This is a genomic window from Agarivorans sp. Toyoura001, from assembly GCF_005405585.1.
In the GTDB taxonomy this organism is placed as follows: domain Bacteria; phylum Pseudomonadota; class Gammaproteobacteria; order Enterobacterales; family Celerinatantimonadaceae; genus Agarivorans.
Genome location: NZ_BJEQ01000003.1, coordinates 261,019 through 287,434, shown reverse-complemented (window position 1 = coordinate 287,434; position 26,416 = coordinate 261,019). Strand labels below are relative to the sequence as shown.

The 26,416-nt window shown below is 44.3% G+C and carries 27 protein-coding genes; 9 read left to right on the top strand and 18 right to left on the bottom strand.

The genetic code is table 11. The features are described 5' to 3' along the window. Positions 1–20: 20 nt before the first annotated feature. Positions 21–863, bottom strand: a complete 843-nt coding sequence (locus tag FFR00_RS06620) for an ergot alkaloid biosynthesis protein (protein WP_137672587.1) — start codon at positions 861–863, stop codon at positions 21–23. Continuing rightward, complete coding sequence (locus FFR00_RS06615; protein ID WP_201798707.1) at positions 860–1,315, bottom strand: nuclear transport factor 2 family protein; 456 nt, start codon at positions 1,313–1,315, stop codon at positions 860–862. The genes FFR00_RS06620 and FFR00_RS06615 overlap by 4 nt, the downstream gene beginning before the upstream one ends. 75 nt (positions 1,316–1,390) lie before the next feature. Here FFR00_RS06615 and FFR00_RS06610 point away from each other — a divergent pair, with 75 nt between their 5' ends. Then, positions 1,391–2,008 (top strand): TetR/AcrR family transcriptional regulator, encoded by a 618-nt coding sequence (locus FFR00_RS06610; protein WP_137672586.1) that lies wholly within the window; start codon positions 1,391–1,393, stop codon positions 2,006–2,008. Between the two features lie 48 nt (positions 2,009–2,056). Here FFR00_RS06610 and FFR00_RS06605 read toward each other — a convergent pair whose 3' ends face one another. Further along, positions 2,057–2,980 carry an AraC family transcriptional regulator gene (locus FFR00_RS06605; protein WP_137672585.1) on the bottom strand — a complete coding sequence of 308 codons (924 nt, stop codon included), beginning with the start codon at positions 2,978–2,980 and terminating at the stop codon, positions 2,057–2,059. Positions 2,981–3,083: 103 nt separating this feature from the next. Here FFR00_RS06605 and FFR00_RS06600 point away from each other — a divergent pair, with 103 nt between their 5' ends. Further along, positions 3,084–3,848, top strand: coding sequence for an SDR family oxidoreductase (locus FFR00_RS06600; protein WP_137672584.1), 765 nt, complete (start codon positions 3,084–3,086; stop codon positions 3,846–3,848). Positions 3,849–4,044: 196 nt separating this feature from the next. Here the strand turns inward: FFR00_RS06600 and FFR00_RS06595 are convergent, their stop codons facing one another. The 3 genes from FFR00_RS06595 to FFR00_RS06585 form a co-directional block, all read right to left on the bottom strand. After that, positions 4,045–4,530, bottom strand: a complete 486-nt coding sequence (locus FFR00_RS06595; protein WP_137672583.1) for a DUF1097 domain-containing protein — start codon at positions 4,528–4,530, stop codon at positions 4,045–4,047. Positions 4,531–4,909: 379 nt separating this feature from the next. Then, the gene (locus FFR00_RS06590) at positions 4,910–5,809 is read right to left on the bottom strand and encodes an SDR family oxidoreductase (protein WP_137672582.1); all 900 of its coding nucleotides are present in this window, start codon (positions 5,807–5,809) and stop codon (positions 4,910–4,912) included. 10 nt (positions 5,810–5,819) lie between these two features. Then, complete coding sequence (locus FFR00_RS06585; protein ID WP_137672581.1) at positions 5,820–6,557, bottom strand: SDR family oxidoreductase; 738 nt, start codon at positions 6,555–6,557, stop codon at positions 5,820–5,822. Positions 6,558–6,585: 28 nt separating this feature from the next. Between FFR00_RS06585 and FFR00_RS06580 the strand changes: the two genes are divergently transcribed. Continuing rightward, positions 6,586–7,560 (top strand): LysR family transcriptional regulator, encoded by a 975-nt coding sequence (locus tag FFR00_RS06580; RefSeq protein WP_201798706.1) that lies wholly within the window; start codon positions 6,586–6,588, stop codon positions 7,558–7,560. A 349-nt stretch (positions 7,561–7,909) separates the two neighbouring features. On the opposite strand, the gene FFR00_RS06575 is transcribed toward FFR00_RS06580, so the two are convergent. From FFR00_RS06575 to FFR00_RS06555, 5 genes are all read right to left on the bottom strand, one after another. Beyond that, the gene (locus FFR00_RS06575; protein WP_137672580.1) at positions 7,910–9,268 is read right to left on the bottom strand and encodes an MATE family efflux transporter; all 1,359 of its coding nucleotides are present in this window, start codon (positions 9,266–9,268) and stop codon (positions 7,910–7,912) included. Positions 9,269–9,422: 154 nt separating this feature from the next. Continuing rightward, positions 9,423–10,136, bottom strand: a complete 714-nt coding sequence (locus FFR00_RS06570) for a sulfite exporter TauE/SafE family protein (protein WP_137672579.1) — start codon at positions 10,134–10,136, stop codon at positions 9,423–9,425. Between the two features lie 66 nt (positions 10,137–10,202). After that, on the bottom strand, positions 10,203–11,222 hold the full coding sequence (locus FFR00_RS06565; RefSeq protein WP_137672578.1) for a Gfo/Idh/MocA family oxidoreductase: 1,020 nt from the start codon (positions 11,220–11,222) through the stop codon (positions 10,203–10,205). 17 nt (positions 11,223–11,239) lie between these two features. Continuing rightward, a complete protein-coding gene (locus FFR00_RS06560) occupies positions 11,240–12,070 on the bottom strand; it encodes a hypothetical protein (RefSeq protein WP_137672577.1) in 831 nt (276 codons plus the stop codon). Positions 12,071–12,116: 46 nt separating this feature from the next. Further along, positions 12,117–12,725, bottom strand: coding sequence for a TetR/AcrR family transcriptional regulator (locus FFR00_RS06555; protein ID WP_137672576.1), 609 nt, complete (start codon positions 12,723–12,725; stop codon positions 12,117–12,119). A gap of 176 nt (positions 12,726–12,901) precedes the next feature. Here FFR00_RS06555 and FFR00_RS21965 point away from each other — a divergent pair, with 176 nt between their 5' ends. Continuing rightward, on the top strand, positions 12,902–13,036 hold the full coding sequence (locus tag FFR00_RS21965) for a hypothetical protein (protein WP_255437803.1): 135 nt from the start codon (positions 12,902–12,904) through the stop codon (positions 13,034–13,036). On the opposite strand, the gene FFR00_RS06550 is transcribed toward FFR00_RS21965, so the two are convergent. The 5 genes from FFR00_RS06550 to FFR00_RS06530 all read right to left on the bottom strand — a co-directional run bounded on the left by FFR00_RS06550 (position 13,010) and on the right by FFR00_RS06530 (position 18,556). Next, the gene (locus FFR00_RS06550) at positions 13,010–15,124 is read right to left on the bottom strand and encodes a substrate-binding domain-containing protein (RefSeq protein ID WP_137672575.1); all 2,115 of its coding nucleotides are present in this window, start codon (positions 15,122–15,124) and stop codon (positions 13,010–13,012) included. The two genes, FFR00_RS21965 and FFR00_RS06550, sit on opposite strands and share 27 nt — an antisense overlap. Before the next feature lie 145 nt (positions 15,125–15,269). Next, complete coding sequence (locus FFR00_RS06545; protein ID WP_137672574.1) at positions 15,270–16,295, bottom strand: GGDEF domain-containing protein; 1,026 nt, start codon at positions 16,293–16,295, stop codon at positions 15,270–15,272. A gap of 109 nt (positions 16,296–16,404) precedes the next feature. After that, complete coding sequence (locus tag FFR00_RS06540) at positions 16,405–16,701, bottom strand: hypothetical protein (protein WP_137672573.1); 297 nt, start codon at positions 16,699–16,701, stop codon at positions 16,405–16,407. 231 nt (positions 16,702–16,932) lie between these two features. Further along, positions 16,933–18,042, bottom strand: a complete 1,110-nt coding sequence (gene asd / locus FFR00_RS06535; protein ID WP_137672572.1) for an aspartate-semialdehyde dehydrogenase — start codon at positions 18,040–18,042, stop codon at positions 16,933–16,935. A gap of 169 nt (positions 18,043–18,211) precedes the next feature. Next, positions 18,212–18,556 carry a hypothetical protein gene (locus FFR00_RS06530; protein ID WP_137672571.1) on the bottom strand — a complete coding sequence of 115 codons (345 nt, stop codon included), beginning with the start codon at positions 18,554–18,556 and terminating at the stop codon, positions 18,212–18,214. Positions 18,557–18,903: 347 nt separating this feature from the next. Between FFR00_RS06530 and FFR00_RS06525 the strand changes: the two genes are divergently transcribed. The 3 genes from FFR00_RS06525 to FFR00_RS06515 are packed head-to-tail and all read left to right on the top strand — an operon-like array spanning position 18,904 to position 22,193. After that, on the top strand, positions 18,904–20,340 hold the full coding sequence (locus FFR00_RS06525) for a HAMP domain-containing sensor histidine kinase (protein ID WP_137672570.1): 1,437 nt from the start codon (positions 18,904–18,906) through the stop codon (positions 20,338–20,340). After that, positions 20,330–20,845, top strand: a complete 516-nt coding sequence (locus FFR00_RS06520; protein WP_137672569.1) for a hypothetical protein — start codon at positions 20,330–20,332, stop codon at positions 20,843–20,845. Before FFR00_RS06525 ends, FFR00_RS06520 begins: the two co-directional genes overlap by 11 nt. Further along, complete coding sequence (locus FFR00_RS06515; protein ID WP_274595105.1) at positions 20,832–22,193, top strand: sigma 54-interacting transcriptional regulator; 1,362 nt, start codon at positions 20,832–20,834, stop codon at positions 22,191–22,193. Before FFR00_RS06520 ends, FFR00_RS06515 begins: the two co-directional genes overlap by 14 nt. Here the strand turns inward: FFR00_RS06515 and FFR00_RS06510 are convergent. Then, positions 22,190–23,413, bottom strand: a complete 1,224-nt coding sequence (locus FFR00_RS06510) for a dicarboxylate/amino acid:cation symporter (protein ID WP_137672568.1) — start codon at positions 23,411–23,413, stop codon at positions 22,190–22,192. The two genes, FFR00_RS06515 and FFR00_RS06510, sit on opposite strands and share 4 nt — an antisense overlap. 214 nt (positions 23,414–23,627) lie before the next feature. Here FFR00_RS06510 and FFR00_RS06505 point away from each other — a divergent pair, with 214 nt between their 5' ends. Further along, a complete protein-coding gene (locus FFR00_RS06505; protein WP_306766882.1) occupies positions 23,628–24,911 on the top strand; it encodes a leucine-rich repeat-containing protein kinase family protein in 1,284 nt (427 codons plus the stop codon). 26 nt (positions 24,912–24,937) lie between these two features. Here the strand turns inward: FFR00_RS06505 and FFR00_RS06500 are convergent, their stop codons facing one another. Beyond that, on the bottom strand, positions 24,938–25,456 hold the full coding sequence (locus FFR00_RS06500) for a hypothetical protein (protein WP_137672567.1): 519 nt from the start codon (positions 25,454–25,456) through the stop codon (positions 24,938–24,940). 261 nt (positions 25,457–25,717) lie between these two features. Here FFR00_RS06500 and yeiP point away from each other — a divergent pair, with 261 nt between their 5' ends. Next, positions 25,718–26,290 (top strand): elongation factor P-like protein YeiP, encoded by a 573-nt coding sequence (gene yeiP / locus FFR00_RS06495; RefSeq protein ID WP_137672566.1) that lies wholly within the window; start codon positions 25,718–25,720, stop codon positions 26,288–26,290. The last annotated feature ends 126 nt before the right edge of the window (positions 26,291–26,416 follow it).

Sequence of the window (26,416 nt, the reverse complement as noted above, 5' to 3'; positions counted from 1 at the left end):
GCAAAAGCTTAGATCGTTTATCAGCGTATCCAGTTCATGGTAGCTTGCTCAGCAAAATCTAGAAAAGAGATTGGATCTTTACCGGTCAGTTTTTTTACTTCATTTGAGCAGTTTTCTTCTGAACCGAGGGAGATAGACGTATCCATGGCAGACAGCACGTTGGCATAGACTAGCTCCATTCCTGAAATTATAAAACGCTGTCGAAGTTGCCCCTCTGTCAACTTAATATGTTCAACTGGTTTGTTGATCACTCTGCTTATCATACTAGCAACATCATCATAAGTAATGGCAGATGGACCCGTCATAATAACATCTCGATTAAGAGGCTCTTTTTGAGTTAAAGCAACCGCAGCTACTGAAGCAATATCGTCAGCATCGATAAAAGGGACTCGGCCGTTGTCAGTGGCAGAATAAATAGCCCCTTCTGATAAAATTGTTTCCAGATGCTGCTGCTCAGAGAAGTTCTGCATAAACCAAGTCGGCCTTAGCGCGGCCCATTCTGGGACCGTTTCTTCCAAGTAAGCATGCACCGCCCCCATCATTGGCCCGCCTTTCGGTAAAGAGGAGGCGCTAAGCAATACAAATCTCTTCACTCCTTTTTTCACCGCGTAATCGATAAAAGGCTTCATCACATCTAGCGGTTCGGCGACATTAGCTGGTGCGAGCAAATAGATGGCTTTTACATCTTTGAGTGCTGCGTCATAGGTCGTCTCATCACCCCAGATAAACCGTATACTCTCATAATCGTTTATTGGTAAGGCTGATCGAGAAGCAACACGAACACTTACACCCTGCAGGGTAAGTTTTTCAGCTATGCGTTTGCCAGTTTTTCCGGTTCCACCCGTAATTAATACAGTGTTCATTTTTTGTCTCCTGCACGTTGAGTCAGTGAGCTAAGATCGCCAATCGCATCCAATGCAATGATTGGGTTCCAGTAATCCAGATACTTCTGTATTTTTCCATTTTTTAAGGTAATCACTGAAATGTATCGTTGGTTGTAGGCTCGTCCTGTTTTTAGCCCAAGCCCAGCGCATTCGAACTCTATGATGACCACATTCGGATCCAGAGTGTGATGCACTGTAGGTTTGCTGATTTCCCCAATGCTAATCACTTCACTTACGCTCAATAGGTATTTTGCGAGGGCTTCCGAACCTTCGATTTTTTTTACAGCGCCTTCTGGTGCATAGGGGAATTCCATAACACCGTCTTGGGCGACCATATCGATAAAGTTTTCTGCAGATGGGTTAAGCTTTTCCCCAAGGGCATTTTTAAGCATTCCCGAAAAATCTGTAAAAGCTGTCTGAATATCATTCATGATTTACTCCTCTGGCCTTGCTTTACGATGGAACGACATCGTATCATTGATAATATAACTATAGGGGGACTTTGAATGGAACGCAAGTGTATCGACGAAAATAGATCTACGCGTCGTAAACCTAGTGGAGCAGCAGTAAAAAAAGAATCAGTAACCAGAGCAATTGAAAAAGCACTCTTTGAGGAGTGGGCTGTTACAGGATACTCAGCTATTTCAATTGAGTCAGTTGCTAAAAGAGCTGGAGTAGGTAAAGCGGCAATTTACCGTCGCTGGCCTTCTAAACTAGTCATGGTTACAGATCTAGTAAACAAAGTGGGAGTTAACTTGTTTGTGACTCCGGATACAGGTGACCTTTATCAGGATGTTCATCAGATACTGCTCCAGCTTAGAAGGTTGCTTCGTCATCCTTTGATTGCAAGGATTCTACCCGATTTACATGCAGAAATGGGACGTAATCAAGCGTTAGCTTCGGAAATACGCGCAACAGTGCAGGTTCAACGTAGGTCTAGCGCAGAAAAAGTATTACAGGGTGCAATTGAACGAAGGCAAATTGGTCCTGATAAAGATATCGAGATGACTTTGGATATGCTGGGTAGCATGATTTACTGGCGTATGGTGATTACCAAAAAAAGGGCAGATAAAAAGTACCTAGATAAATTAACTAGCTTGATTGTCCGATACCTTATTGACTAGCTTGTTAAAGCATCTGCAATCAGCACTAAGTTAATGGCCGAACTCAAGCTAGTTGTTTTCCACAAGCTGTCCTCTGAAAGCTGAGGGAGATACCCCCTGATGTCGCAGGAAAGCGCTGCTGAACGAACTACTTGAATTATACCCGACTTCTAATGCAATAGAGATGACTGGTTCTCTCCCTTCTTTAAGAAGGGATTTGGCCTTGGCCATTCTCCATTGCAGAAGATAACTTAAGGGTGTCATACCTACAGTATCTTTAAAGCGTGAAAAAAAAGCAGAGCGGGACATTCCAGCTTCCGCAGCTAAAGACTCACCAGACCAAGGATATGCAGGTTGGTCATGGATAGCTCTTAAAGCTTTAGCAACGCATTTATCTGCCAATCCACGTATTAGACTAGGAAGTTCATTGGAAAGGTGAGCTGAGCGAAATGCGTTTATCAACAGTATTCGTAACAAATAGTCGGTGATGACCTCTCCAGCAGGTTTAGGCGCTAAAACTTCTTCTTTGATCAAAGAGGTTAAAGAGGTTAAAGAGGTTATAGCAGTAATTTGCTCCTTTCCCCGTAGGACCATGCTTGAAGGAAGCAATGATAGCAACATGTCCTTATCCTGACATTTAAAGCTACAGTGACCAATTATCATACGGGTGCTTATATCCGCTCCATTCTCGCCAATCCACACTCTGCCGGGTCCTATTTGTTGCGGCTTGTCGAAAAAGCTAGAAGTTGTTGGCTGAACGGAGGAGATCGCGGCTTTTTGCGCTTCAGGAATAAGTATAAAGTCGGATTCATTTAGCTGAATTGGAGGGGCATCGTTGACCGATACTAACACCTCACCTGTAACTGCTAGACAATAGAATAGCCTGTCTAGCCTAGCTCTTTGAACTTGAAAAGGCCCGCTTGCTTCAGCGAGTTTAATTTCTGGAGCATAAGGGGCTAAAAGGGAGACAACGTCAGAAAGAGGATCCCGCATAAAATACCATTGATAAACGTTTTTGTACTATCGAGTATTCATAGTGTTAATGAACCTGTCAATATTGGCTCTCCCCAAAAGGTAGACATGACTAGGAGAGCTTATGAAAACAGTATTAATCACAGGGTGTTCATCAGGATTTGGTTTAGCGATTGCTCAACATTTCTTAGATAATGGATGGAAAGTTATTGCAACCATGAGAAGAGTCAATCCCAACTTACTGCCCCAATCTGAGAACTTAAAGCTGATAGAGTTGGATGTAACTCAAACAGAAAGCATCCATCAAGCTGTCGAGCTAGCAGGTGATGTTGATGTGCTGGTTAACAACGCTGGTGTAGGGTGGTTATCAGTATTAGAAAGCGCACCTGACAGGGTTATCAGAAATATCTTTGATACCAATACATTTGGTTGTTTTGAGATGATAAGAGCGGTGCTACCCGGAATGCGGGCTAACGGGGTGGGGACCATAATCAACGTATCTTCCAGTGTCACTATAAAGCCACTGCCTTTGTTGGCTGCTTATACCGCGAGTAAAGCTGCCTTAAATGCATTTTCTGAGTGTTTGGCTTTGGAGCTAAAACCCTTGGGGATAAACGTGCATCTTGTTTTGCCGGGTCAATCTCCGGGCACTGATTTTAGCAAAAATGCTATCGCGGCAATGGATCAGAGCAGTCAAACACCTGCTGAGTATGAACCTTTCATTGAAGAAGTAATGAGTAAGTTCACCTCTACTTCACCAGAGGATCTTACACAGAGCCAGGATGTGGTGGAGGCCGTTTGGCGAGCGGCAACTGACATCGAAAGCCCATTCAAGTTGGTTGCTGGAAAAGACGCGATACGCGCTCAACAAGAAGTCTGCGCCGGATAAACTGGCTGTTTACCCTGATACAATTGTATCAGGGTAAACATGACTGCCACTGGGTAAACCAATGCGCTCTAAAGCAAATCTAGGAAAAGTAATGACGTTTATCCGATGAAGTATATAAAAGAGTCAGCCCAACCTAAGTTGGATTCTATCTCCCTATCTTTTTAGCCTTCTTTACTCTAATTATAGCCATTTGATATCAGTTGGCATCAGACGCACTGCGAATGAGCTTGCCTTGTATCATTGCTGTGCAGAATGCTGCGATGATTCCTACCGCGGTTACAATAAGCATAGGCATCGTGCTTGATATCCCTACTGGCATATGCGCCGCAATAAATGCAATCATTCCTAAAAAATAAGAAGGGATATTATTAAATAGAGGAATACCTCGCAATGAAACGATAACTAATGCAACAACAAATACAACAGGCGTTATAGACCAAAAACCTATTTGTTGAGCTAGACTAGCGATTGCAAGTCCCGCGAAATTGGCAATAATAATACCTAGTGCTAAGCAACCATAGGTTGTAAAAATACCAGGCAGTGTGTGTTTTCCAGTATAGAAAGCAACCCAGCCAATAAACATAGCCCATACAGGCCAACTTAGACTGTTAGCTAATGTAGCGGCAAGTGTGGCCGTAATTGCGGCAATCAGACTAACTAATAAATAATTAAAATTGAACATTTCGTTTTCTCTTCAAAATTGAAATTCAGTTTAAGGTTTAAAGCAAAATAACTCGCTACGATAGTTCGGGCCCACTTCAGGGCTATAAACGCCAACAACACTGGAGGAAGAAATACTAGAGGAAAAATATAAATTTCCTCACAAAGTGAGTACCCAGCTTTGTCAATCCCTATCCACATATTCCAACTTGATACTCCAAACCAAATAAGAATGAACAGCTTCAGCATTGCTGGACTTAGTAATGGCGTAAAATGCCATAGCCAGCCGAAAGTAATAAATAATCCTAGTAGGATAATTCCACACACAAGTATGATTAATGTATGCATTTTATAACCTCACACTTTTAGGCCATCACCTCATCGCTGCACGTGCCTTGCTACTATTTAGCGGAAGGTGTTAAAAGGTCCGATAAACCAACACGATGTAACATTTCTGCTCTGAGTCGATCCAGAACCGCAAAACCAACATCGGCACCATCATTGGTCGGGTCAAAGAGGATACGAAACGGCTTGTCACCGAAAGGCTTAGATACAGCCTCGACAATCATATCTGCAACCGGATCCGGTCTAGCATCTTCAGGGACTATTTCAGCAAACGAATTTTGAATCTGCTCAGAAAAGTTAGCGTATGGCCCATTTTCATATTCATTGACGCATTCGATATCCTCTGGATGTCCTGAGTGAGCAAAGTGGTTTGTGCCTTTGGTAAACGCCCCTGGAACGACTATGGTTGTTTCAATCCCCCAGCGACTCAGCTCTCTTGCGTATTGAACAGCCAAAGAATCCATAGCAGCTTTCGCCGCAAAGTACGGTGACAAATAAGGCGGCGTGCCACCTGCCGAACTTGAGCTGGAAATCCAGATTAGGTAACCCTCATGACGTTTACGCATATGAGGCAATACAGCACGATTGAGCCGTTGCGCTCCCAAAACATTGACATCATATTGCTGAGCAAATTGTTCAGGAGTAAAAGCCTCGGCAGGTCCAAACATCATGTGTCCAGCGTTGTGGACTACGATGTCAATCATACTGCATTCGTCAATAATCGTGGTTACCGCCTGTTCAACAGATAACTCGGATTGAACATCTAATTCCAAAGGTTTGATAGACAGAGATTCAGCTCGACTTAATTCAACAATTTGCTGAGCGTTGACTGCATTTTTTCCATCTATCTCTCTCATGGAGGCATATACTTGATGGCCCGCGCGGGCGAGCGCTTCAGAAATGAGACGCCCAAATCCACTAGAAGAACCAGTAACTAAAATGACTTTCTTAGACACGATGATCTCCTTAAATAACGCCGCCATTGGCTCGAAGAACCTGCCCATTGATCCAGCCACTATCTGTACTTGCTAAAAATGATACTACGGATGCAATGTCATCTGGCGTACCGAGTCTTTCAAGCGGGTTCATTTGAGCCATACGTTCAATCAGCTCATTCGGCTTACCTTTTAAAAACAGCTCTGTAGCAGTTGGCCCCGGTGCTACAGCGTTAACCGTAATCTCTTTTCCGCGCATCTCCTTGGCCATAATCGCGGTTAGCGTTTCAACCGCAGCTTTCGTAGCAGCATAGACACCATAGTTCTCAAGTTTAAGACCAACTACACTAGTCGAAAAGTTAATGACTCGACCGCCGTTATTCAGTCTTAATGAAGCCTCACGAAGAGTATTGATTGTCCCCTTTAGATTAATATCTATTTGTTTATCGACATGTTGTGTATCGGCCTTGGAAAGAGGCTGAAGTTCCATGATTCCTGCATTGTTTACTAATACGTCGACTTTCCCCCACGTTGATTCAATATGGTTGAACATCGTATTTACAGCCTTCGCATCTGATACATCGGCTTGGTAAGGCATAGCCTGTCCACCGGCTTCAGTAATCTGAGCAACGACCTGATTTGCTGCACTTTCACTACCAGCAAAATTCACCACAATGGCAAATCCATCCTTCGCTAAACGTTCCGCGATGTTTGCCCCAATTCCCCGCGAAGCACCAGTTACTAAAGCTATTTTTTTGAAGTTTGACATGAATCCTCCTTAGGATTGTGGTTGTTGTTTGAACATCTATCTAAAAAATAGCACCTTCACGTTTGTGAATAATCAGTTATTATTCGGTATCAATATCCGAAAAAGTCGAACAATGATGGACAGATTTGACGCAATGCGCGTTTTTACAAGGGTTTTAGAGAGGCAGAGCTTTACCGAAGCAGCCGGAGATTTGAACATTGCCCGTTCTACCGTCACAGATGTGGTAAAGAAGCTAGAAGATAGAATTGGTGTTGTTTTGCTTGAACGAACAACAAGACGAGTTAGACCAACATTAGACGGTGAAGAATTCTATCAGCGGTGTTTATCGATAATTCAAGAAGTGGAAGATGCAGAAACCGCATTTACTGGCGTAAAGCCCAAGGGAGCTTTGAGGGTTGATGTTCATGGAACATTAGCTCGACACTTTCTAATTTCCAAGTTGCCACATTTTTTATCAACATATCCAGATATTGAGCTATATATGAGTGAAGGAGATAGGCTTTCTGATGCAATTCATGAAGGTATTGATTGTGTCATTCGAGTTGGAAATATAAGAACAGAAGAATTAGTGTCAAAGCAGATAGCTCTTTTAGATGAAGTAACAGTTGCTTCTCCTGAATATTTATCAAACTTTGGTACGCCGACGAGTGTCGAGGATTTAGCTGACCACAAAATGGTTGGCTTTCGGGCAACGGGAAGTAGTGTATCTTTACCCTTAGAGTTCATTATAGATGGGAAAATTCAATACTTTTCGCCAGAAGTTTCGATAATGGTCAATGCCGCTGAAACGCTCGTAGCCGCAGCTCGAGAAGGCTTAGGAATAGTACAAGTACCGAGTTATCACATAAAGAGAGATCTAGAATCAGGTGCATTGAGTACTATTTTGGAGCATGTCCCTCCATCTCCATCTCCTGTTTCAATTCTTTACCCGCGAAACAGGAAGCATTCAACGAGGGTTAGACTATTCATAGAGTGGTTAGAAGTTGCTTTCTCGACATCATGAAAATAAAAAAGTTATCAAAACTAGCCACCATTACGGAAATAAGGGCGCAATACCCAAATACCTACTAGTTTTTCCATTTTTGAGCTAGCTAGATTTATGCTAGCTGACTTTTGACTTTGACTTTTTACCTCTAGGCTGAAGATTTTCGATCACCTTGCATTTCAGACATTGCGAATAGCGGTGCCTTTCTGCACTTTGGGATAGCAAAAGTTATCCGATGGGTAGATTCAGCACGAAGCGCCCAACTCAGTTCTGTCCAATTGTGAGTTACGCCACCCTATGGGTTGACTGTACGTTCTTGTCGGGGTTTTCCAATGTATGCGTAAGATCGAGTAAACGCGACTACACCTTAGTCATACATCAGCTTCTCAGCTTTTTGATGATCAAACTCTTTCAAAGACTTTCTAGCGAGTAGCCTAAACGGTAGCGCTTTAACGATTTCTTCAAAAGGTTGAATCGCAAAGGCCCAGAATATCGACACTTCATAATGCAAAATTAACACGGCACATAATGGTATAGCGATAAGCCATTGCCCGATGAAGTTAATTTTGAATACTGAGGTGGTTTTACCTAAGGCTCTTAGTGCGTGACCGTGCACGGTATTGTAACCACGAACTATCGGTAAGAAGATATATAGTGGGGCAATAAGGCTTAAGGCTTGGTAAGTTTCAGCATCTAAATCTGGGTAAATGTTAGGTAATATAAAGCTTAAGCCAGCAAAAGCTATGGCGCATAGCACCGAAATGCCTACGGATACATCTATGCTTTTATCTACGTTCTTTCCCAGGTTATTCAGGTTTTTAGAACCAATGGCTTGGCTAATACTAATTGCTGAAGAATGTGCCCAGGCGGCGATAAACTGGGTGCCAGCTCTTAGCCATGGCGTGACTAAGGTAATAGCCACATAAGCGTTAATATTAAGCTGTGAGTAGAGCAGTTGGTAAATGCTGATGCCAATTTGCAGAATGGTGACGTTGGCGGCAACCGGGAATATTTCATTAGCATGTGAACGAAGGCTGTTAAGCAGAGACTTAAGGTTTTGAGTAAACCTTAGATCGAGGCTGGGATCGGCCTTAACGCAAATCGTTAAATAGCTCATTCTAATCATTATGGCCACCAAGCTACCTAAGGCAGCGCCTTCTAGCCCCATGCCTTGTGTATTAGAAAAACCATAGATTAAAAAGTACGACAACACCGCGTTGATTGGCATCTCTATCAAGTAGCCTTTGAGCGGTATTTTGCTTTTACCTTGGCTATTTAGCAGGGCAATTATCACCTGAGTCATCGCGGTAAAAAGCACTAGGTATTTAGAATACGATAAGTAGCTGATGATTTGCTGCTGCAGTAAACCATCATCGGTCAGTGCTGCCACAATAGGCTGGTTGCCAAAGGACAAAATCAACCAAAAGACTAAGGCAACAGTGAAGTTGATAATAAGCCCAGACCAAAAGCCTTTTGCGACAGATGCGCTATTGCCCGAGCCCACTGCGCGGCTAAGTACTAGTTGCGAGCCATTGGCTAAGGCCATTTGAATACCCAAAATAAACGCTACCAGTGTTGCGGCTATCCCCATTGCTGCCAAAGGGATTTCACCAAGAGGAGATACCAGCAGGGTATCCACCATTAACATAGACTGCATCAACAAGCCGTTTAGCGCTAATGGCCAGGCTAAGGCTATGTTTTTTCTAAGGTATGTTTGAGAAGGCACGCTTTTCCTTACCTAGCCGCACAAGAATACTTGAGTTACTGGTGGTAACTAAGAATAGGGCGTTTGTCAGCTAATACAGGTAATTGTTTGATTATGATTAGCGATTATACAATATTTGTATGACAAATGTATTGGTTAATAATAATTTTGAGATTTAGGCCAATAAAAAGTAGCTAACCATTGCGCTACCGCCAGATATGGCACATAAGCTTAAAGAAAAAGCCCGCATCCACTGTTGTGGTAGTCGTTTGCCATAACGGCAACCCACCCATGCTCCGCATAGCGCAGCGGGGATTAGCGGTAAGCTTGCTTGGAAATGCTCTAGCGACATAAAGCCAATAGATAGCTGCACTATCAAAGACATTATGCAGCTAGTGACAAAAAACGCCGATAAGTTTGCCCGCAAATAACTGGCTTGTTGATGCTGTAAAAGTAGTGCCATTGGCGGCCCACCAATCGAGCTACTAGTACCCATAAATCCAGACATAAATCCCGCTAAAGCCAAACGCTTTGGGCTTGGGGTTAAACGTATGGGGAACAAACTAATCGCTACGGCAATCAGTACCGATAAGCCTAGCCAAAAAGACAGCTTACTAAGGTCAGCCCATAACAGCAGCGCGCCGCCAGCAATAGAGCCAGGAATTCGACCTAATATGGCGGCAGTTAAGCCTTTAAAAGAGATACTGGCTCGGTGTTCAAAAGCACTTAGGGTAGATACAACCAACGCTACAATGACCACGGGACCTGGTACATAAATAGGTGAGAGTAAAAATAACAGAGGAGCGGCAATGACCGCTAAACCAAAGCCAATGGTGTATTGCACCAACGCACCAACAAAGATAAGTAAACAAGCTATAGCTGTGATCACTTTGCCACCTCTTATTCCCGCTTTGAAGGAGCAAAGTGGGCAATATTGATAAATGCTGTTCAGTGTTTAGTTAACTGAACATATCGTTTGTTGCTGGTGGCTAAGTGTGGCGAGCTCAATTAACGCTATTACTTCACTGGCTTGATGAGCGTTTACTGCCAAGGTTTCACCCTTAGTCACTGCTGCTACAAAGTTATCATAAAAAGCCAAATAATTACCTTTTATTAAAGGCTTATGAACAATAGCTTGACCCGCTAAATGAATTTCACTGCGATTGGCGTCTTGGCCCAAAATACGTGCCTTGGCCGACAAACCTGCTGCCAACTGTTGCTCTTGTGGATCCATGCCCCATTTTGCATAAGAGCCTTTGCTGCCATGCAGTTGAAAGCGTGGCCCTGGTTCTACCATTAAAGAGTTACAACTAAGCTGTACTTTTTTGTCGGAATAGATGAGGTGTAAATCAAAACAATCTGGAGTTACCGCGCCATCTCGCTGAGTGGCGATGTGTGCCCAAAGCTTTTCCGGTTTTCCAAATAAGCACAAGCTTTGGTCAATAAGGTGAGCACCTAAATCATATAGTACCCCGCCACCTTGCGGGTCTAATTCTTTCCAGCGCTGCTTTACCACTGGGCGGTAGCGATGAAAGTGTGCCGCATAGCTATGAATGCTGCCTAAGCTTTGATTAGCGATGAGCTGTTGAATGGTTAGAAAATCGCTATCCCAACGGCGGTTGTGGAACACACTTAGGCATTTACCTGTTTCGTCGGCAACTTGTTGCAGCTGCAAACACTGTTCGCTATCAATGGCTAAGGGCTTTTCTACAATCACATGTTTGCCGGCTTTCATTGCTTGCTCGGCTTGTTGAGCGTGCAGTGCGTTTGGGCTAGCAATGACCACTACATCAATCTCAGGATGAGCCAATACCTCATCTGGGCTTAAGCACTGCGCGTGTGGGTAACTGTTGGCAATTTCCTGTTTTCTTGAGCTAGCAATGGCAAATAATGAAAGTTGTTCGCAGGCGGTAATTAACGGGGCATGAAATACCCGTCCAGATAAACCAAATCCAATAATACCAACGTTTAACATACTTGCTCCTAGTCGCTTTAAGGTAAGGGAATGGTAGCCAATTTAATGGTCTCAGGTTGCTGGCGTATTACCGAGAGTAACCAAAGTTTGTCACCGTCGCTGGCAATAGCTTGAGCGGTATCCTCTTGGGCTAATGCAATCACATTAAGTACTTGCCCAGATTCAGGCTCTATCTGCAATAAACTGCTATAGCGAGAACTTAAGGCGTACCACTGGCCTTGGTGCCAGGTCATGCTGCCTATTTGATATTGAGCCAAACTAGCTTGCTGTTGCTCTGTAATCTGTAAATCAAATTCGTCTTGCTGCTGGCCATCACGATCTGCGCGGTAGCAACGTTTTAAGCCTTCGCGTTCACAGGTATAAAATAGCGCGGCCTTGGGATCCCATACTAAACCCGCGGTTTTATGGTGCAAACCTCCGCGTAGCCATTTACGTTTATCAACAAACTTCCAGCGTTGCTGGTGAGCTTCAAAATAGAGTAAGCGGCCATCACCAGAAATACCAATTAAGTGTTCATCAAGCAAGGCTAGATCGGCGATATCGCCGCTGGCGGGCAGCGGCTCTAATTCTGCGCTGGTTAATTGCTGATTAAGATAAGCGAGTTGTGCCGAGCCATTCACCAAAACAGTTTGCGGGGCCAGTGTGCCAACCAGCCAACGTTGTTGATTCGGTAGCCACAAAAGACTAGCAGCATTGGCGATACCATCAATTTGCGCTTGAGGCTTTGGTGTTAGTGTTTTGCTGGCCAATGGACTGTCTTGAAACTGACTGCTTGGCGGCGGGAACATGACTAAGCCCACAAGGGTTCCGATCATCAATAAGGCAATTAAGCCAATAACTTTAAGCATCTAGAGCCAACCTTGGCGGGTAATAAAAGGGTGAATATTGGCCATTTTAGTGGGCAGCTTTTGCCTGATAATGGCTTAAAAACATCGTAATAGCGCTATCGACAATTTCTTCAATTTGCTCGGGTGACGGCATCGGTGAGCGACTAATAATTTGCGGCCAAAAGCACTGTCCTTTAATCAATGACATAAACTGAGTACATGCCAGTGAAGGATTGTCGGTGCTTAATAAACCCTCTTTTGCCGCGCTTTCAAACCAGTTGTTAATACTGTTTTCTAAAGTCGACATTTGCTGCATGGTGGCCACCATTTGCTCGGGCATATGAATCGCTTCTGCAATTACTAAACGTGCTAAGGCAATAAACTCTTGGTCGGCAAATAAGGCCAGTTCTTTATTGGCGAGTTCTCTCAGCTGTTCGCTTAAGCTTCGCTGACTAGAGAATTCCATTTTAGTTGCCGCAGAAATGAGCTCTAGCATTAAGCTCACTATACCCACAAACAGTGCTTGTTTACTGGGAAAGTGATTGTACACCGTACGCTTGCTCACTTGGGCGACTTGAGCCACGCGATCCATGCTGGTGGCAGCATAACCGGCTGCTTTAAATTCGCTAATTGCAGCATCAATAATTTGAGCGCGCTTTTTCTGGCTAAGAGTCATTAATAATTCGTTGTATTACCTTGGCAACATTGCCGCGAACTTATTCTATCAAATTTGCTGAATAGGTGGGGTGAGAAAAAGCAATTTACGAGTACAGAATATTCATTAAAGTTTCACGGCCGCGAATGGATCCAGCGCCAAAATAGTTGGGTGATTAACAAGATAAAAGAGCGGTTATGAATAATTTTACCGATCTACCGTTAGCTAAATGGGTAAGCATAATCGACGATTATCGACACGCAAAAACCGACTTCCACCGACATCGCATTGTTATTACTTGGTGTTTAATGCAGCTCCGCAGCCTGGTTTAGTGCTGGTTGCGGAATAGTTATGTTGAAACTAAAACCTTGTTCAATTTGCGTTTCTATCTGCAGTTGCCACTGTAGTTTTTGAGTGATGAGGTTATACACAATGTGCATGCCTAAACCGCAGCCTCCATCACTTCGGGCGGTGGTGTAAAAGGGTTCAAAAATGTGGCTTAAAGTTTCCTGGCTAGCCCCTTTACCGTCGTCTTTAATACAAAGCTGTGCGCCGTTACTTAGTTTTTTAAGGCTGATGAGAATCGCCCCTTTACGACGTCCAGACTCAAAGCCATGCAGTAAGGCGTTAGCAAATAAATTGGTCATCACTTGGGCGATGGCGCCGGGGTAGGTAAACAAGACGATATTTCTGTCTAAATCAGTGTGTAGCTCAACGGGAGTCCCTTTCAATTGATGCTGCAAGCTACGCAGCACTTTTTCAATATAATCGGCTAAGTTGATATTACGTTGTTCTTCGTAGCTTTGGTCTACGGCGACTTGTTTAAAGCTGGTTATTAGCTCGGCGGCGCGTTGGGCGCTACTGATGATGATTTCGCTGGTATTGCCGGCATCCTCTATAAACTTCTCAAAATTTGATTTGGTGAGCTTTTGGTTGGCCATCAGTTGAGCCAGTTGAGCAATCTGCTCCTTAAGGTGGCTAGCGGCCAATAAGCTATTACCTAACGGGGTGTTAATTTCATGTGCTACGCCGCTAACTAAACTACCTAGGGCTGCCATTTTCTCGCTGAGTTCGACCTGCTCTTGGTATTGCTTTGTATCATCCAGTAAGCGCTGATGATCGATAATATCGGCGATTTGCGGCGCCATAAATTCTATAAACTCGGCATGCACCTCTTCAGTGAGTGCCACCAAATACCCAAAGCTCTGTTGGTCGTTTTTTAGTTCACTAATAACCCATAAACCACGGTGTACGTCTGGGCTTATCGCCTGGTTAAAAGCGGCAGGTAGGGTTTGATGTGATTCTTCAATGTTCAAATGGTGTGGATGTAGGCTATGGGCTAAATAGTTTAGGCTCTTACCCTGCTCGGAGCGCTGGTGTTGGTATATATATACTTCGGGAATGCCTAATTCGTTAAGCGTGCCTTGTGCCGCGCTAAGAATGTTATCTAGCCCTTGTCGTTGGTGTAATAAGCGCGTTACCGCTAAGCGTTGCGCATTGCTGTCTCGCTGTTGGATTAACAGCCGGCGTTGCTCATCGTTGCTGTGTAAGGCCGAATCTTTAACTGGGGCGCCAGTACTCGCACGAAACCTTGCCATGGTTTCTAGTTGATACTGCGGTTCTAATTGGGTGCCCTGAAGGCGGTCTGAGATGAGCTGGGAGGCTAAAGCCCCTGCTCGTTGCGCTGGGTAAATAGCGGTGCTTAAGCTGGGGCGAATGGCATCAGCATATTCAAAGTCATCAAATCCGGTCACCAAAATTTGTTCTGGAATGGCAATTTGTTGTCTATCCAATTCTTCAATTACGCCTTTGGCGCTCAGGTCGTTTACACACATAATCGCATCGGGAATACGCTTGTGTTGTTGTAGCCATTGCTTGCACAAAGCAGCAGCGCAAACTGGCGTCATATCGCCTACCAAGTGCTGTTGCTCGGGCAGGTTTAATCCATGTTCGGTTAAGGCGTCTTTAAAGGCATTGAAGCGTTGTTGTGAATCAAAATTAACCTTGGGTCCATCAAGATAAACAACGTCTTTACAGCCTCGTTCTAGTACGTGTTGGGTTAGTTGATACATACCACTGTAGTTATCAACTAATACTGAGGGAATATTGTCTAATACAGAGCCTATATTGATGATCGGAAGGGGACCCAAAGCCGCGAGTAAGGTTTGCATTATCTCGGCTGAGGTTTTGTAACCTACGCCGCCGCCATAAAGAATCACGCCATCTATCGCTAGGCTAGGAATTTGTTTGATAAGCCACAAGTCGTTATCGGAAAACTGCTCTGCCACCGGTAAATAACCAATGGGCATGAATAAACAACTATAGTGCTGGGGATCTAAACTTGCCTGAATGCCTCGAATCACTTGTTGATCGATAGTTTGCGACAGCGTAGGCAATATGATGGCAATACGTTTTTTCATGAATATTAACGATTTTTCTAGTTATGCTATTCAATGTATCAAGTGTTAGTGATTTTGCTGTGATTTAGCTAGGAGAATTGTTATTAAATTGTATTGTAAATGGCAAAGCATAGCCGAGCTCACTGTTAAGTCGCTCGGCTAATCATTAACTTACAATTGGCATTACACGGTTACGGCCTAAGCGTTTGGCTTCGTAGAGCTGAGTATCTGCAGCATCTACAATAGCCTTTGATTTACTCACAACGTTGTACTCTGCCACGCCAAAAGAGCAGGTAATATTGTCGATTCGCTGATTAGAACGCCTATCTTTAAGGCTTAACTTCTCTATTGCTCTGCGTATTGATTCTGCTAAATGCCGGGCAGAACGCAGGTTCGATTTGGCGCAGATAATGGCAAATTCTTCACCGCCAATGCGATAAGCTTTAGCTCCCTCTCGGCAGGCTTCGGTGATTCGCTTTGCAACAATCTTAAGCACTTGATCACCCAATACGTGGCCATAGTTGTCGTTAAAGGCTTTAAAGTGATCAATATCGGTCATAATAATACATAGACCTTCCGGACTGGATTCAATCACATCTTTAAAGTCGGCATCGAAGGCTCGGCGGTTTAGTACGCCGGTTAGTGCATCGTATAAGGCTTCTTTTTCTGTTTCTTTTAACTGAGTTTTAAGGTTCTCAATTTCAGCTTGAGCTTTACCTAATTGAGAGTTGAAAAAGTCGGTACTTTGGCGAATGTTGGTGGCGTCATCAATAAGGTTGCGCACTAGACCAAGCACTTGTTCAAGCGGAATGCCGTCTTCTTCAATGCGGTTTAGCTTAGCAAAGCTTTTATCAATGCTTGATTGAAAGGCATTGGCATCGGAACCTGTGTCTTGCATGGTTTGCGACAACTCGGTTGCCATAGCTTCTAGGCTTTGGCGCATACTTTTCATATCTAGCTCGTCTTGGCTGGCGATATGATTTTGATATAAGACTTGGCTGCTAGTGGTGGGTACCGTGTCGTACTCACTGATTATTTCGTCGATCGCGGCGTTAAGCTCTGGGTTTTGATCATCAACGTACAAATACCACAAGGCATAGTTGCTAGGTGTGGCCGGAATTTGATGTTTCATCATCAAAGGCACTGCTTTTTTTAAATTTAGCGTGGCTTTCTTTAAAATTTTCTCGCTCATAAGAGCTCCATCTATACTGGGTTGTTTACTGCTACCTTGCGTTTCCAGTATTGGATCATGCAAACAACATTACTTAATCAAATATTTATATATCCGAGTTAGAGGCGGCTTAAGAAGCCTCTGGGCATTGATATACATGTGCGCTAACTAACTCTGGCTCAGCAGTACTTAACGGAATCAACTGTACAGCGTTGCCTTTTAAATCAAGAACGCGTTGGCTTAGCTCTTGTTTGCCGTTATCGCTTTCTAAACTTTGTGGATCAACGTTAAAAACTCCGAGAATATTGCAATCCACTACATCGGTAGAACTTTCGGTAATCATTACGCCTTGGTTTTGCTCAGGAGCAGAGCTAGAACAAGCGCTCAATAGGGTGAAGGCGCTGGCTACAATTAAGGTTTTTTTCATTACGCTTCCTACAATTTCAAAAATAAGTAAACAGAGGATTTTTATCTTATCAACAGCTTAGTAAATTTTACTCAGCTATGAAAACAATTTACCGCTTAATTTTAACTCAGCCATTGTAATGAATGTTGTGCAGAACGTTTAGAGACAGCGAATGCTGCAGGGAGACTAAATAGACGGCATAAAAAAGCCCAGCGTTTGAGGCTGGGCGTATGCAATGTCGAATGCCAGTAATTACTTACCGATTAAAATTCGTAGCATGCGACGAAGTGGCTCTGCAGCTCCCCAAAGTAATTGGTCACCAACAGTGAATGCCGAGATATATTCTGGGCCCATTGTTAGTTTGCGGATGCGGCCTACAGGCACACTTAAGGTACCGGTTACTTTGGTTGGAGTAAGTTCTTGTGCCGATAACTCACGGTCATTCGGAATCACTTTTACCCAATCATTGTGAGCGGCTAAAATTTCTTCAATTTCAGCCACTGGAATGTCTTTCTTCAGCTTAATGGTAAGCGCTTGGCTATGACAACGCATGGCGCCAATACGTACACAAATACCGTCGATAGGTGTTTGGCTATCACTTGTACCCAAAATTTTGTTGGCTTCAACTTGAGCTTTCCATTCTTCCTTGCTTTGGCCGCTAGCCAGAGGCACATCAATCCAAGGAATTAAGCTACCCGCCAGTGGCACACCGAATTGATCGGTAGGGAAATCGTCACTGCGCATTTTGTTGGCTACTTTGCGATCAATGTCGAGAATAGCAGAAGCTGGGTCAGCAAGTTCTGTGGCTACATCGTCACGAATGTCGCCCATTTGGCTGATGAGCTCACGCATATTGCGCGCACCAGCACCAGAAGCCGCTTGATAAGTCATTGGGCTTACCCATTCGATTAAGTCTTTCTCGAACAAGCCGCCAATCGCCATTAGCAGTAACGAAACGGTACAGTTACCACCTACGTAGGTTTTCACACCATTGCTTAAGGCTTTGTCAATCACGTCACGGTTAACGGGATCTAAAACAATGACTGCGTCATCTTCCATACGCAGCGCCGAGGCCGCATCAATCCAGTAACCATCCCAACCGTTTTCGCGCAATTTAGGGTAAACGTCTTTGGTATAATCACCACCTTGACAGGTGATAATGGTATCCATGGCTTTTAGGCTGTCGATATCGAAGGCATCTTGCAAGGTGGTTTCGCCGGTGCCCACATCTGGGCCAGCAATACCTACTTGAGATGTACTAAAAAAAACCGGAGCTATGTGGGCAAAATCGCTCTCTTCGCGCATACGCTGCATTAACACGGAACCCACCATGCCGCGCCAACCAACCAAACCTACTTTCATGGTCCGTTTATATCCTTTATTTTATGATCTTTTGTGTTTGCTTTTAGACTAAACAAATTTGTCTGTCCAATCTTTGAGATTACCATCGGCAGGCCCTTAACACTAGCGCTTATCAAACTAAATTGAGCGCTTTTCGACCACTGTTTGAGCAAAATACCACTCAATATAATTAGATATTGTTTGCCGGAAAGTTGACCACTTTGGGTGATTGTCGCTGGTCTTCACCAATCGTAATATTGCGGCTGCGGCGCTTACCCTGTGAATAGCGGTCGTAGGTGGCGTCGGTAATGCCCATGTCTTGGCAAAATTCTACAAAGGCAGCAAAATCTTTGCCGCTAAAGGCATTGTCTACACGGGTAAGCTGACTGTCGATGTAGGCTTGAGTGCCATTAAAATTGATATTGGCGCAGGCGTCGTAGGGTTGACCGTACTCACTAACACGAATAGCACGCACCATTTTTATTTCAAATATCCAATCGCCGACTCGTATACAACGTTGATCAAATTGTTCCATTTTTACTTCCTTAAATGAATGCCGTTGCGAGATAGGGGAAATCGCTCGCTATCAAGGCTTAGTGCCTTACAGCACAAACTGAGCCAGATATTTAAGGCTTTAAAGATCAATATCTTAGTAAGACAAAAGGTATTTGTTTGTCGCTAATCGGCGACAGGCGGCTAAAAAAACGTATTTTATTTGCTGGTTGCTAGCAATAAATGTTTACGGTGTCACATAAAAACAAGGATTTAGTGACTTTTTGTGTGAGCTAGGCGAGCTGTCTCTAATTGGCGACAGTGGGATTTTTGTCCATCTCTGGCATTATAGGCGGCTGTTTTATTAAGAACCATGCTAGGGATAGGTGTTTGATTAATTTTCGCGCGCTAGTGTCAATTAGGCGACTGAGCTTTTGGGCTTTGGCAACCTTAGGTTTGCCTTTATTACTCAGCCTATCATTGGCTTCTTATTACTTGCAGCAAGTGTCTATGCAGGGGCAGCATACCGCATTTTTGGCGGCAAAAGTGGTCTCTGGCAGTAAACGCATTGATGAGTCTTTACTGGATTTAGAACGCAGTGCTAGGCAGTTTCGGGTGGTGGCCGACCAAAACCTACTCAAGCTTTATCGCCGCCAATGGCAGCGAGTATCTCGCGCCTTAATTGAACAACGAGAAAACACCGAAGATCCTGATTTATTGACTATTGTTGCCGAATTACAGCAGCAATTGCAGTCCTTACAAGAGTTAATGGAGCGCCCTCAGCCCTTACAAAAAATTGCGCTTAATCAGCAATTTTCGCGCTTTACTGAGCTGAGCCGTAACTTTGACCTGCGCAGCCAAACGTTGATTAATGAACTGGCCATGGATTTACAAAACAATACTCAGCAAGCTCAGCAGCGCTTGTTGCTTAGCATGATTAGTTTGCCGTTTGCCTTAGCCGCTGCAGTGTTGTTGGTGCTAGTAATTACTCGGCCGTTGCAGCAACTAAGGCCGCAAATAGCTCGGCTTAAGTCGGGTGAGTTTGATCAAGCAATTAAGGTGAGTGGCGCTACCGAGGTCATGGCAATTGCCGATGCGCTAGACGATATGCGCTTGCGTTTATTGAGCTTAGAGCAGCAAAAGACTGCCTTTATTCGGCATATTTCGCATGAGCTTAAAACGCCGTTAGCGGCTATTCGTGAGGGGAACGAGTTACTTTACGATAACAGTGCCGGGCCACTAAATCCTCAACAGCAAGAGATAACCGAAATTCTTCGAGAAAGCAGTTTACGCCTGCAACAACTGATTGAAGCCTTGCTCGACTTTAACTTACTGCTCGATACACCTGGTGAGCAAGTTCATCATCCGGTGGATTTAAAACCGCTTATGGAAAAAGTGCTGGCGACGCATCGTTTGAGCTTATCTAGCCGCCAACTACAGGTTAAATTAGAGCTTAGCCAAGCTGCGGTATTAGCCAATCAAGAGCAACTGCGGGTAATTATTGATAATCTGTTATCCAATGCGATTAAGTTTTCGCCAGAAGGTGGGTTAATTAAACTTGGTGCATTTTCTACGGTGAGTGGGGTGAGCGTATACATTGATGACCAAGGCGAGGGCATTGATGAAGAGCTACAACAGCGAATTTTTCAGCCCTTTGTGCAAGGTAAGTCTGCCAAAGACCCACGGCTTAAAGGCAGCGGCTTAGGGCTGACTATTGCGAAAGAATTAGTTGAACGACAACATGCTAACTTAAACTATCAGCGATTAGATAAAGGCAGCCGATTTGTTGTAGAGGGATTACAAGGAAGCGAATTAGATGAAAGTTAAGATGTATATAGGCTGGATGCTTTGTTTAGCTTTGTCTGGCTGCCAACTGTTACAGCCTAATCGTGAGGTGGTGCCAGTTAACGACGCCCTAGCCATTAAGGTGGGTGAATTTGACCCTGCCGCTTATTATTTGCGCTTAAACGAGCTAAGCGAAGACCAAATCTTTAATGAGTTAGAGCTGCTGAACTTAGATCCTGAATTGGGTAATAACGGTATAAAACTAGGATTACTTTACGCCTATAAAAAGTCGCCGGTTAAAAATCCACATCGCGCCCATGCGGCCTTTAATCGCGCGGTTATTACCAACAATCCTTATGCGAAACACGGCATGATAGTGGCGCTAAATGACCAGATTTTAGACGGTTTGCGTTGGCAGCATAAATACGAAGATTTAGGCTCTAACCAAGAGCAACAACAAATATTATTGCAGCAGCAAATAGCGGCATTAAAGATGCAGTTGGAAGAACTCACCAGAATTGAGCAGCAATTAAATGAACGAAATTAATCACCAAGGTGGCAATATTTTGGTTGTGGACGATGATCCCAGCCTATTACGCCTTATTAGCTTACGTCTGCAATCTGCAGGTTATCAAGTACATGCAGTGGCTAGTGCCAAAGCAGCCTTAGCAGAATTAGAGAGTTATCCAGCCCAACTGGTGATTAGTGACGTGCGCATGGATGGCATGGATGGCTTGGCTTTGTTTAACGCCATCAAGCAGCTTTATCCTAGTCTGCCAGTCATGCTATTAACCGCTCATGGCAATATTCCTGATGCCATTGCGGCTACCCAACAGGGTGTATTTGGTTATTTAACGAAACCTTTTGATAGCCAAGAGCTGCTGGCTAAAGTCGCTGATGCACTGCGTTTGCAGCCTAGTGTATCGGAAGACAATAGCAGCAGTGATAAAGCCGCTTGGCGAAGCGACATTATTAGCCGTAGCCCAGTGATGGAAGTGCTGATTAAACAAATTCAGCAAGTGGCACCGAGCGATGTAAATATCATGATTCAAGGTGAAAGCGGCTCGGGTAAAGAGTTGCTGGCTAAGGCTATTCACCAAGCAAGTATGCGTAACTCGGGCCCATTTGTGGCAGTAAACTGTGCTGCTATCCCTGAAGGTTTGTTTGAGTCAGAGCTGTTTGGTCACGCCAAAGGGGCATTTAGTGGTGCCGCGCATGCGCATCAAGGCTTATTTCAGGCGGCTGAAGGTGGCACCTTATTCCTTGATGAAATTGCCGATACCCCGCTAAGCGTGCAAGTTAAGTTATTGCGTGCCTTGCAAGAGCGCGAAGTTCGCCCGGTGGGCTCAACCAAAAACATTCCGGTGGATGTGCGAATTGTGTCGGCCACTCACCAAGACTTATACCAAGCGGTGCAGCAACAAGAGTTTCGCGAAGATTTGTATTATCGCCTGAACGTGGTTGAGCTGGGTTTGCCGCCATTAGTGAAGCGCAGAGAAGACATCCCTTTGTTAGTGCATCACTTCAGCCAACAAATAGCTGAACGCCAAGAAATGACGATTAAAACTTACTCTCCAGAAGCCATGGCGAGCTTAGTGGCGGCGCGTTGGCCAGGTAACGTGAGGCAGTTAATGAATGTAGTAGAGCAGACCAATGCGCTGTCTACTGGGCCGTTAATTCCGCAGCAATTGGTACAACAAGCCCTGCGTGAAAAAGCCGAACTAGTGAGCTTTTCGCAAGCCAGAGACGAATTTGAGCGAGGCTATTTAGCGCGCTTGTTGCGCCTAACTCAAGGTAATGTGAGCCAGGCAGCGCGCTTAGCGATGCGAAATCGCACCGAGTTCTACAAACTATTGGAGCGCCATCATCTGCGCCCCGAGTCGTTTCGCGCTTAAACGTGCTTTTCGTTAAAACGATCCACAATGACTGCACAGGCTGCATCGCCAGTGATATTCAGTGCGGTACGAATCATGTCGAAAATACGGTCTAAAGCAAATAGCAGAGGTAGGCCTTCAATAGGAATGCCTGCTGCTAGCAGTACCGCTACCACCAAAAATGAAGGGCCTGGTACGCCAGCTTGTCCAATAGCGCCCAAAGTTGCAGTGAAAATAATCGCTGCATAGGCGGCAATGCCTAAATCTACTTGGAACATTTGGGCAAAAAATACCGCCACTAAACCATAGTAAATCGCGTTTCCGCTCATGTTAATGGTGGCGCCTAAAGGCAGCACAAACGAGGCCGTTGCTTTAGAGATTTTGAGCTCTTCTTCTACCACTTCCATGGTGACTGGCAGTGTTGCCATAGACGATGAGGTAGATAGTGCTACTGCCTGTGGCTTTTTCATGGCGCTCATAAACTCGCGCACTGGCATTTTTGAGAATAGCTTGATGGTCAGTGGGTAAAAGATGAAGCCATAGATAAGAATGGCCGCAACATATACGCCAAATAACTTCGCGACTAAGCCCAACATAGCAAAGCCGAAGGTACCTACCGATTCAGCCATTAGGCCAAATACGCCCAGTGGAGCAATCAACATTACAATGTTAATCATCCAAATAAAGGCGCGAATGATGGTGTCTAGGCCACCCATTATCGGCGCGGTTTTATCACTAGGTTGCTTAGATAAAGCAATACCAAAGAATAAACAAAACACCATAATTTGCAGGATGTTAGCGTCCATTAATGAGGCAAAGATGTTTTCTGGAATCATGCCAATAATGGTTTCCATTACACCTGGTACGCCGCCTTGGTCGGCATATTCATTAGAGAACATATCGCTGGCTTGGCTTAAATCTAAACCGGTACCCGGCTGGAAAATAGAGCCCATGACTAAGGCGAGTAATACCGCTACTGCTGAAGTCGCCATAAAGAAGCCAAAGGTAGAAATACCAATTTTACCAGCTGCTGGGCTATTACCTAGGTTCGCTGCACCGGCAATAATCGATACGCCAATCAATGGAATAACTAGCATTTTGATCAGGTGGATGAAGATTGCACCTAGCGGGGCAAATATGGCGGCTTGTTCGCCCATGATGGCACCAACGATAGTACCTATGATCATCGCGACGATGACTTGCACGCCAATGTTTTTATAAAGCGGTTGTGTTGCGTCCATCAATTTTCCTGTTATGAATAGTGTTATCAGTGCTTTTGATGGTCGCGCATTGTACTGTATAAACTGATTTTGAGCATCAATTATACTGATATTTATTTTTAAGGTGGTTTTTTATGTTTACTTTGTAGTGAATGTTCGTGCTTAGTACTGAAAAGGCTTTGAGTGACGCTAAGCCCGTTAAAACATGAAGAAAAGCCATAAACAACACGTTATTATGTCGCATCTTTTTCTACTCGCCCGTTTAAGCATGCATACTCTCGAACAACTTCTCTCTGGTGATTTACGCCAGCAAACGCGTATTCATATCAAAGACAACTTGCAGTACTTACCGGCAAATTTCGTCCAGTTTTGTCCACAAGTAGAAGTGCTTGATGTTAGCGATAATCAGCTAAATAGCTTACCGGACACCCTAGAACAGTTACCAAACCTGCGCATCGTGTTTGCTTCAAATAATCGTTTTGAGGTGCTACCGAAAGTACTCGGGCGTTGCGCTAAGTTAGAAATGGTTGGTTTTAAATCAAACCTTATTCGCGAAGTACCGGCTGCCGCATTACCTAAAAATTTGCGCTGGTTGATTCTTACCGATAACCAGATTGAGGTTTTGCCTGAACAGTTAGGCGAGGCTGCATTGCTACAAAAATGTGCCTTAGCGGGGAACAAGCTACGCGCTTTGCCGCAATCGATGAGCCAATGCACCAAGTTAGAATTGCTGCGTATTTCGGCTAACCAATTACTACACTTTCCTACTCAGCTATTAGAGCTACCACGGTTAGCGTGGTTGGCGTTTGCGGGCAATCCGTTTTGCCAAGCCTTTGATCATGGTTCCAGTTTGCCTAAGTACCAATTAACGGACTTTGAAATGGATAAAGTGCTTGGCCAGGGAGCTTCTGGAGTGATCTCTTTAGCTTATCCAAATGCTAGCACTAACTTACCTGCGAGCGTGGCGATTAAGGTATTTAAGGGCGAAGTGACCAGCGACGGCTACCCCAGTGATGAGCTAGATGCTTGCTTACATGTGGATCAGCATCCAGCATTGGTTAACTTTATCGGTCAAATCCAACACGCTAATTGTTCAGCAGTAGTTATGGCGTTAATCCCAGAGCATTTTACCAACCTTGGACAGCCGCCAAGTTTAGCCACTTGTACTCGCGATACCTTTTTGCCAGAACAGCAATTTAGCGTTGAAGCAATCAGCGGCATTGTGAAACAAATGGAAAGTTTAGTAGCCCACCTAGCCGACCATCATATGTGTCATGGCGATTTATACGCACACAATGTGTTGGTAGACAGCGCGCATAACATTGTATTGGGTGACTTTGGCGCGGCGTCGCATTACGAGTACTTACCGCAGGAAGTACAAGCCAAGCTTATGCGAGTAGAACAGCGCGCGTTAGCGTTCTTTATCGAAGACATGCTAAGTATTTGTCAGGCAGACGAGCAGGGTTCAGATACTTATCAAAACTTAAAGCACCAAAGCAGCGAGCTGCTCGGCGCTTAAAACATAAGATAGAAAGGCTGAGCTATTTACTCAGCTTTTTCTTCTATGCCTTCATTTGCCGTGCGGCAGGCCAAAATAAATTCATGTGCTTCTTTTTTGGTTTCGGCAATTTTTACTGGTGAATCGACCAATATTTCAAACTTGCTCAAATGAATGCTCGGCAGGCATAAGTGTTTTTGCGTCATATCTGAAAAGATATCTACGTTGTATAGAAACTCTCCACCTTCAGAGTAAACATCTAGGGTTGTACTACTCATAAAATCGATTAAGAAAGTCGCGTTTTGGCTAGCATCTTCACCATTAATTCGGGGTTGTTCACCGTCACGGCGTTGGTTAATGGTAATACTTTGAGAGGGGGAACTACCGTCTGCTCTAAAATGGCGTATTTGAGTAATAGTTTCGGTATCACCGGCAGAGCCAGGGAAGGAAACAGCAGGGGGATAAAAGGTAACAGCAATTTGACTACGTGGCTGTTCATCTTCTACAGAACAGGCCAATAACAAACCAGATAACAGCGCAACGGCAACAATACGCGGGGATAACATTCCAACTCCTAATACAGCAACAAGGCTAACTTTCCTGTCAGCTATCATCATCCCTAAGTAAGTAACCCAGCTTTTTACAGAAAGCGGTAAAACTAAGCAAGTTAAAGTTCTAATATTGAGCTAACTATCGGTATTTTATTCGTTTTCTGCGGGATTAATAACATAAAGCTTACTAATTTGCAGCGCCTAAATGCGCTAACGGTTGCCTAAAATTCTGTACATGATATTTTCATGGCACGAATTATTTAAGGACCTCAAGCCATGCCAAAGGCCAGTGAAATAAAAAAGAATGCCGCTATTGAACATAACGATAAAGTTTACTTTGTAAAAGACATCGCTAAGCTCACGCCAAGTGGCCGAGCCGGTGCCAGTTTATACCGCATGCGTTTATACGATGTAGCCACAGGCGCTAAAGCAGATGAGAGCTTTAAAGCAGACGAAATGATTACCTTGGCAGACGTAAGCCGCCATCAAGTGATGTTCTCTTACATCGACGGTGATGAATACGTGTTTATGGATAACGAAGACTACACGCCGTTTAACCTAAACAAAGAAACCATTGCAGAAGAAGTGCCATTTATCACCGAAGATACCGCTGGTATCCAAGTGGTTACTGTAGATGGCGCACCTGTGGCAGTAGAGCTACCAGCCAGCGTTGAGTTAGTGATTGTAGAAACTGACCCATCGATTAAAGGTGCCTCGGCCAGTGCCCGCACTAAGCCCGCTATTTTAAGCACTGGCTTGTCGGTACAAGTACCTGAATACATTGCCAGTGGTGAGAAGATTAAAATCAGTACCACCGAGAAGAAATTTATGAGTCGTGCAGACAAGTAAGTTTTTGTGGTGAGCGGTGGATTTATAAAGCAGCCTAAGGGCTGCTTTTTATGTTTTTGAGTATTCAGGTTTCGCCTGCGGCGACTTACTTTTCTTTGGCGGGCAAAGAAAAGTAAGCAAAAGAAA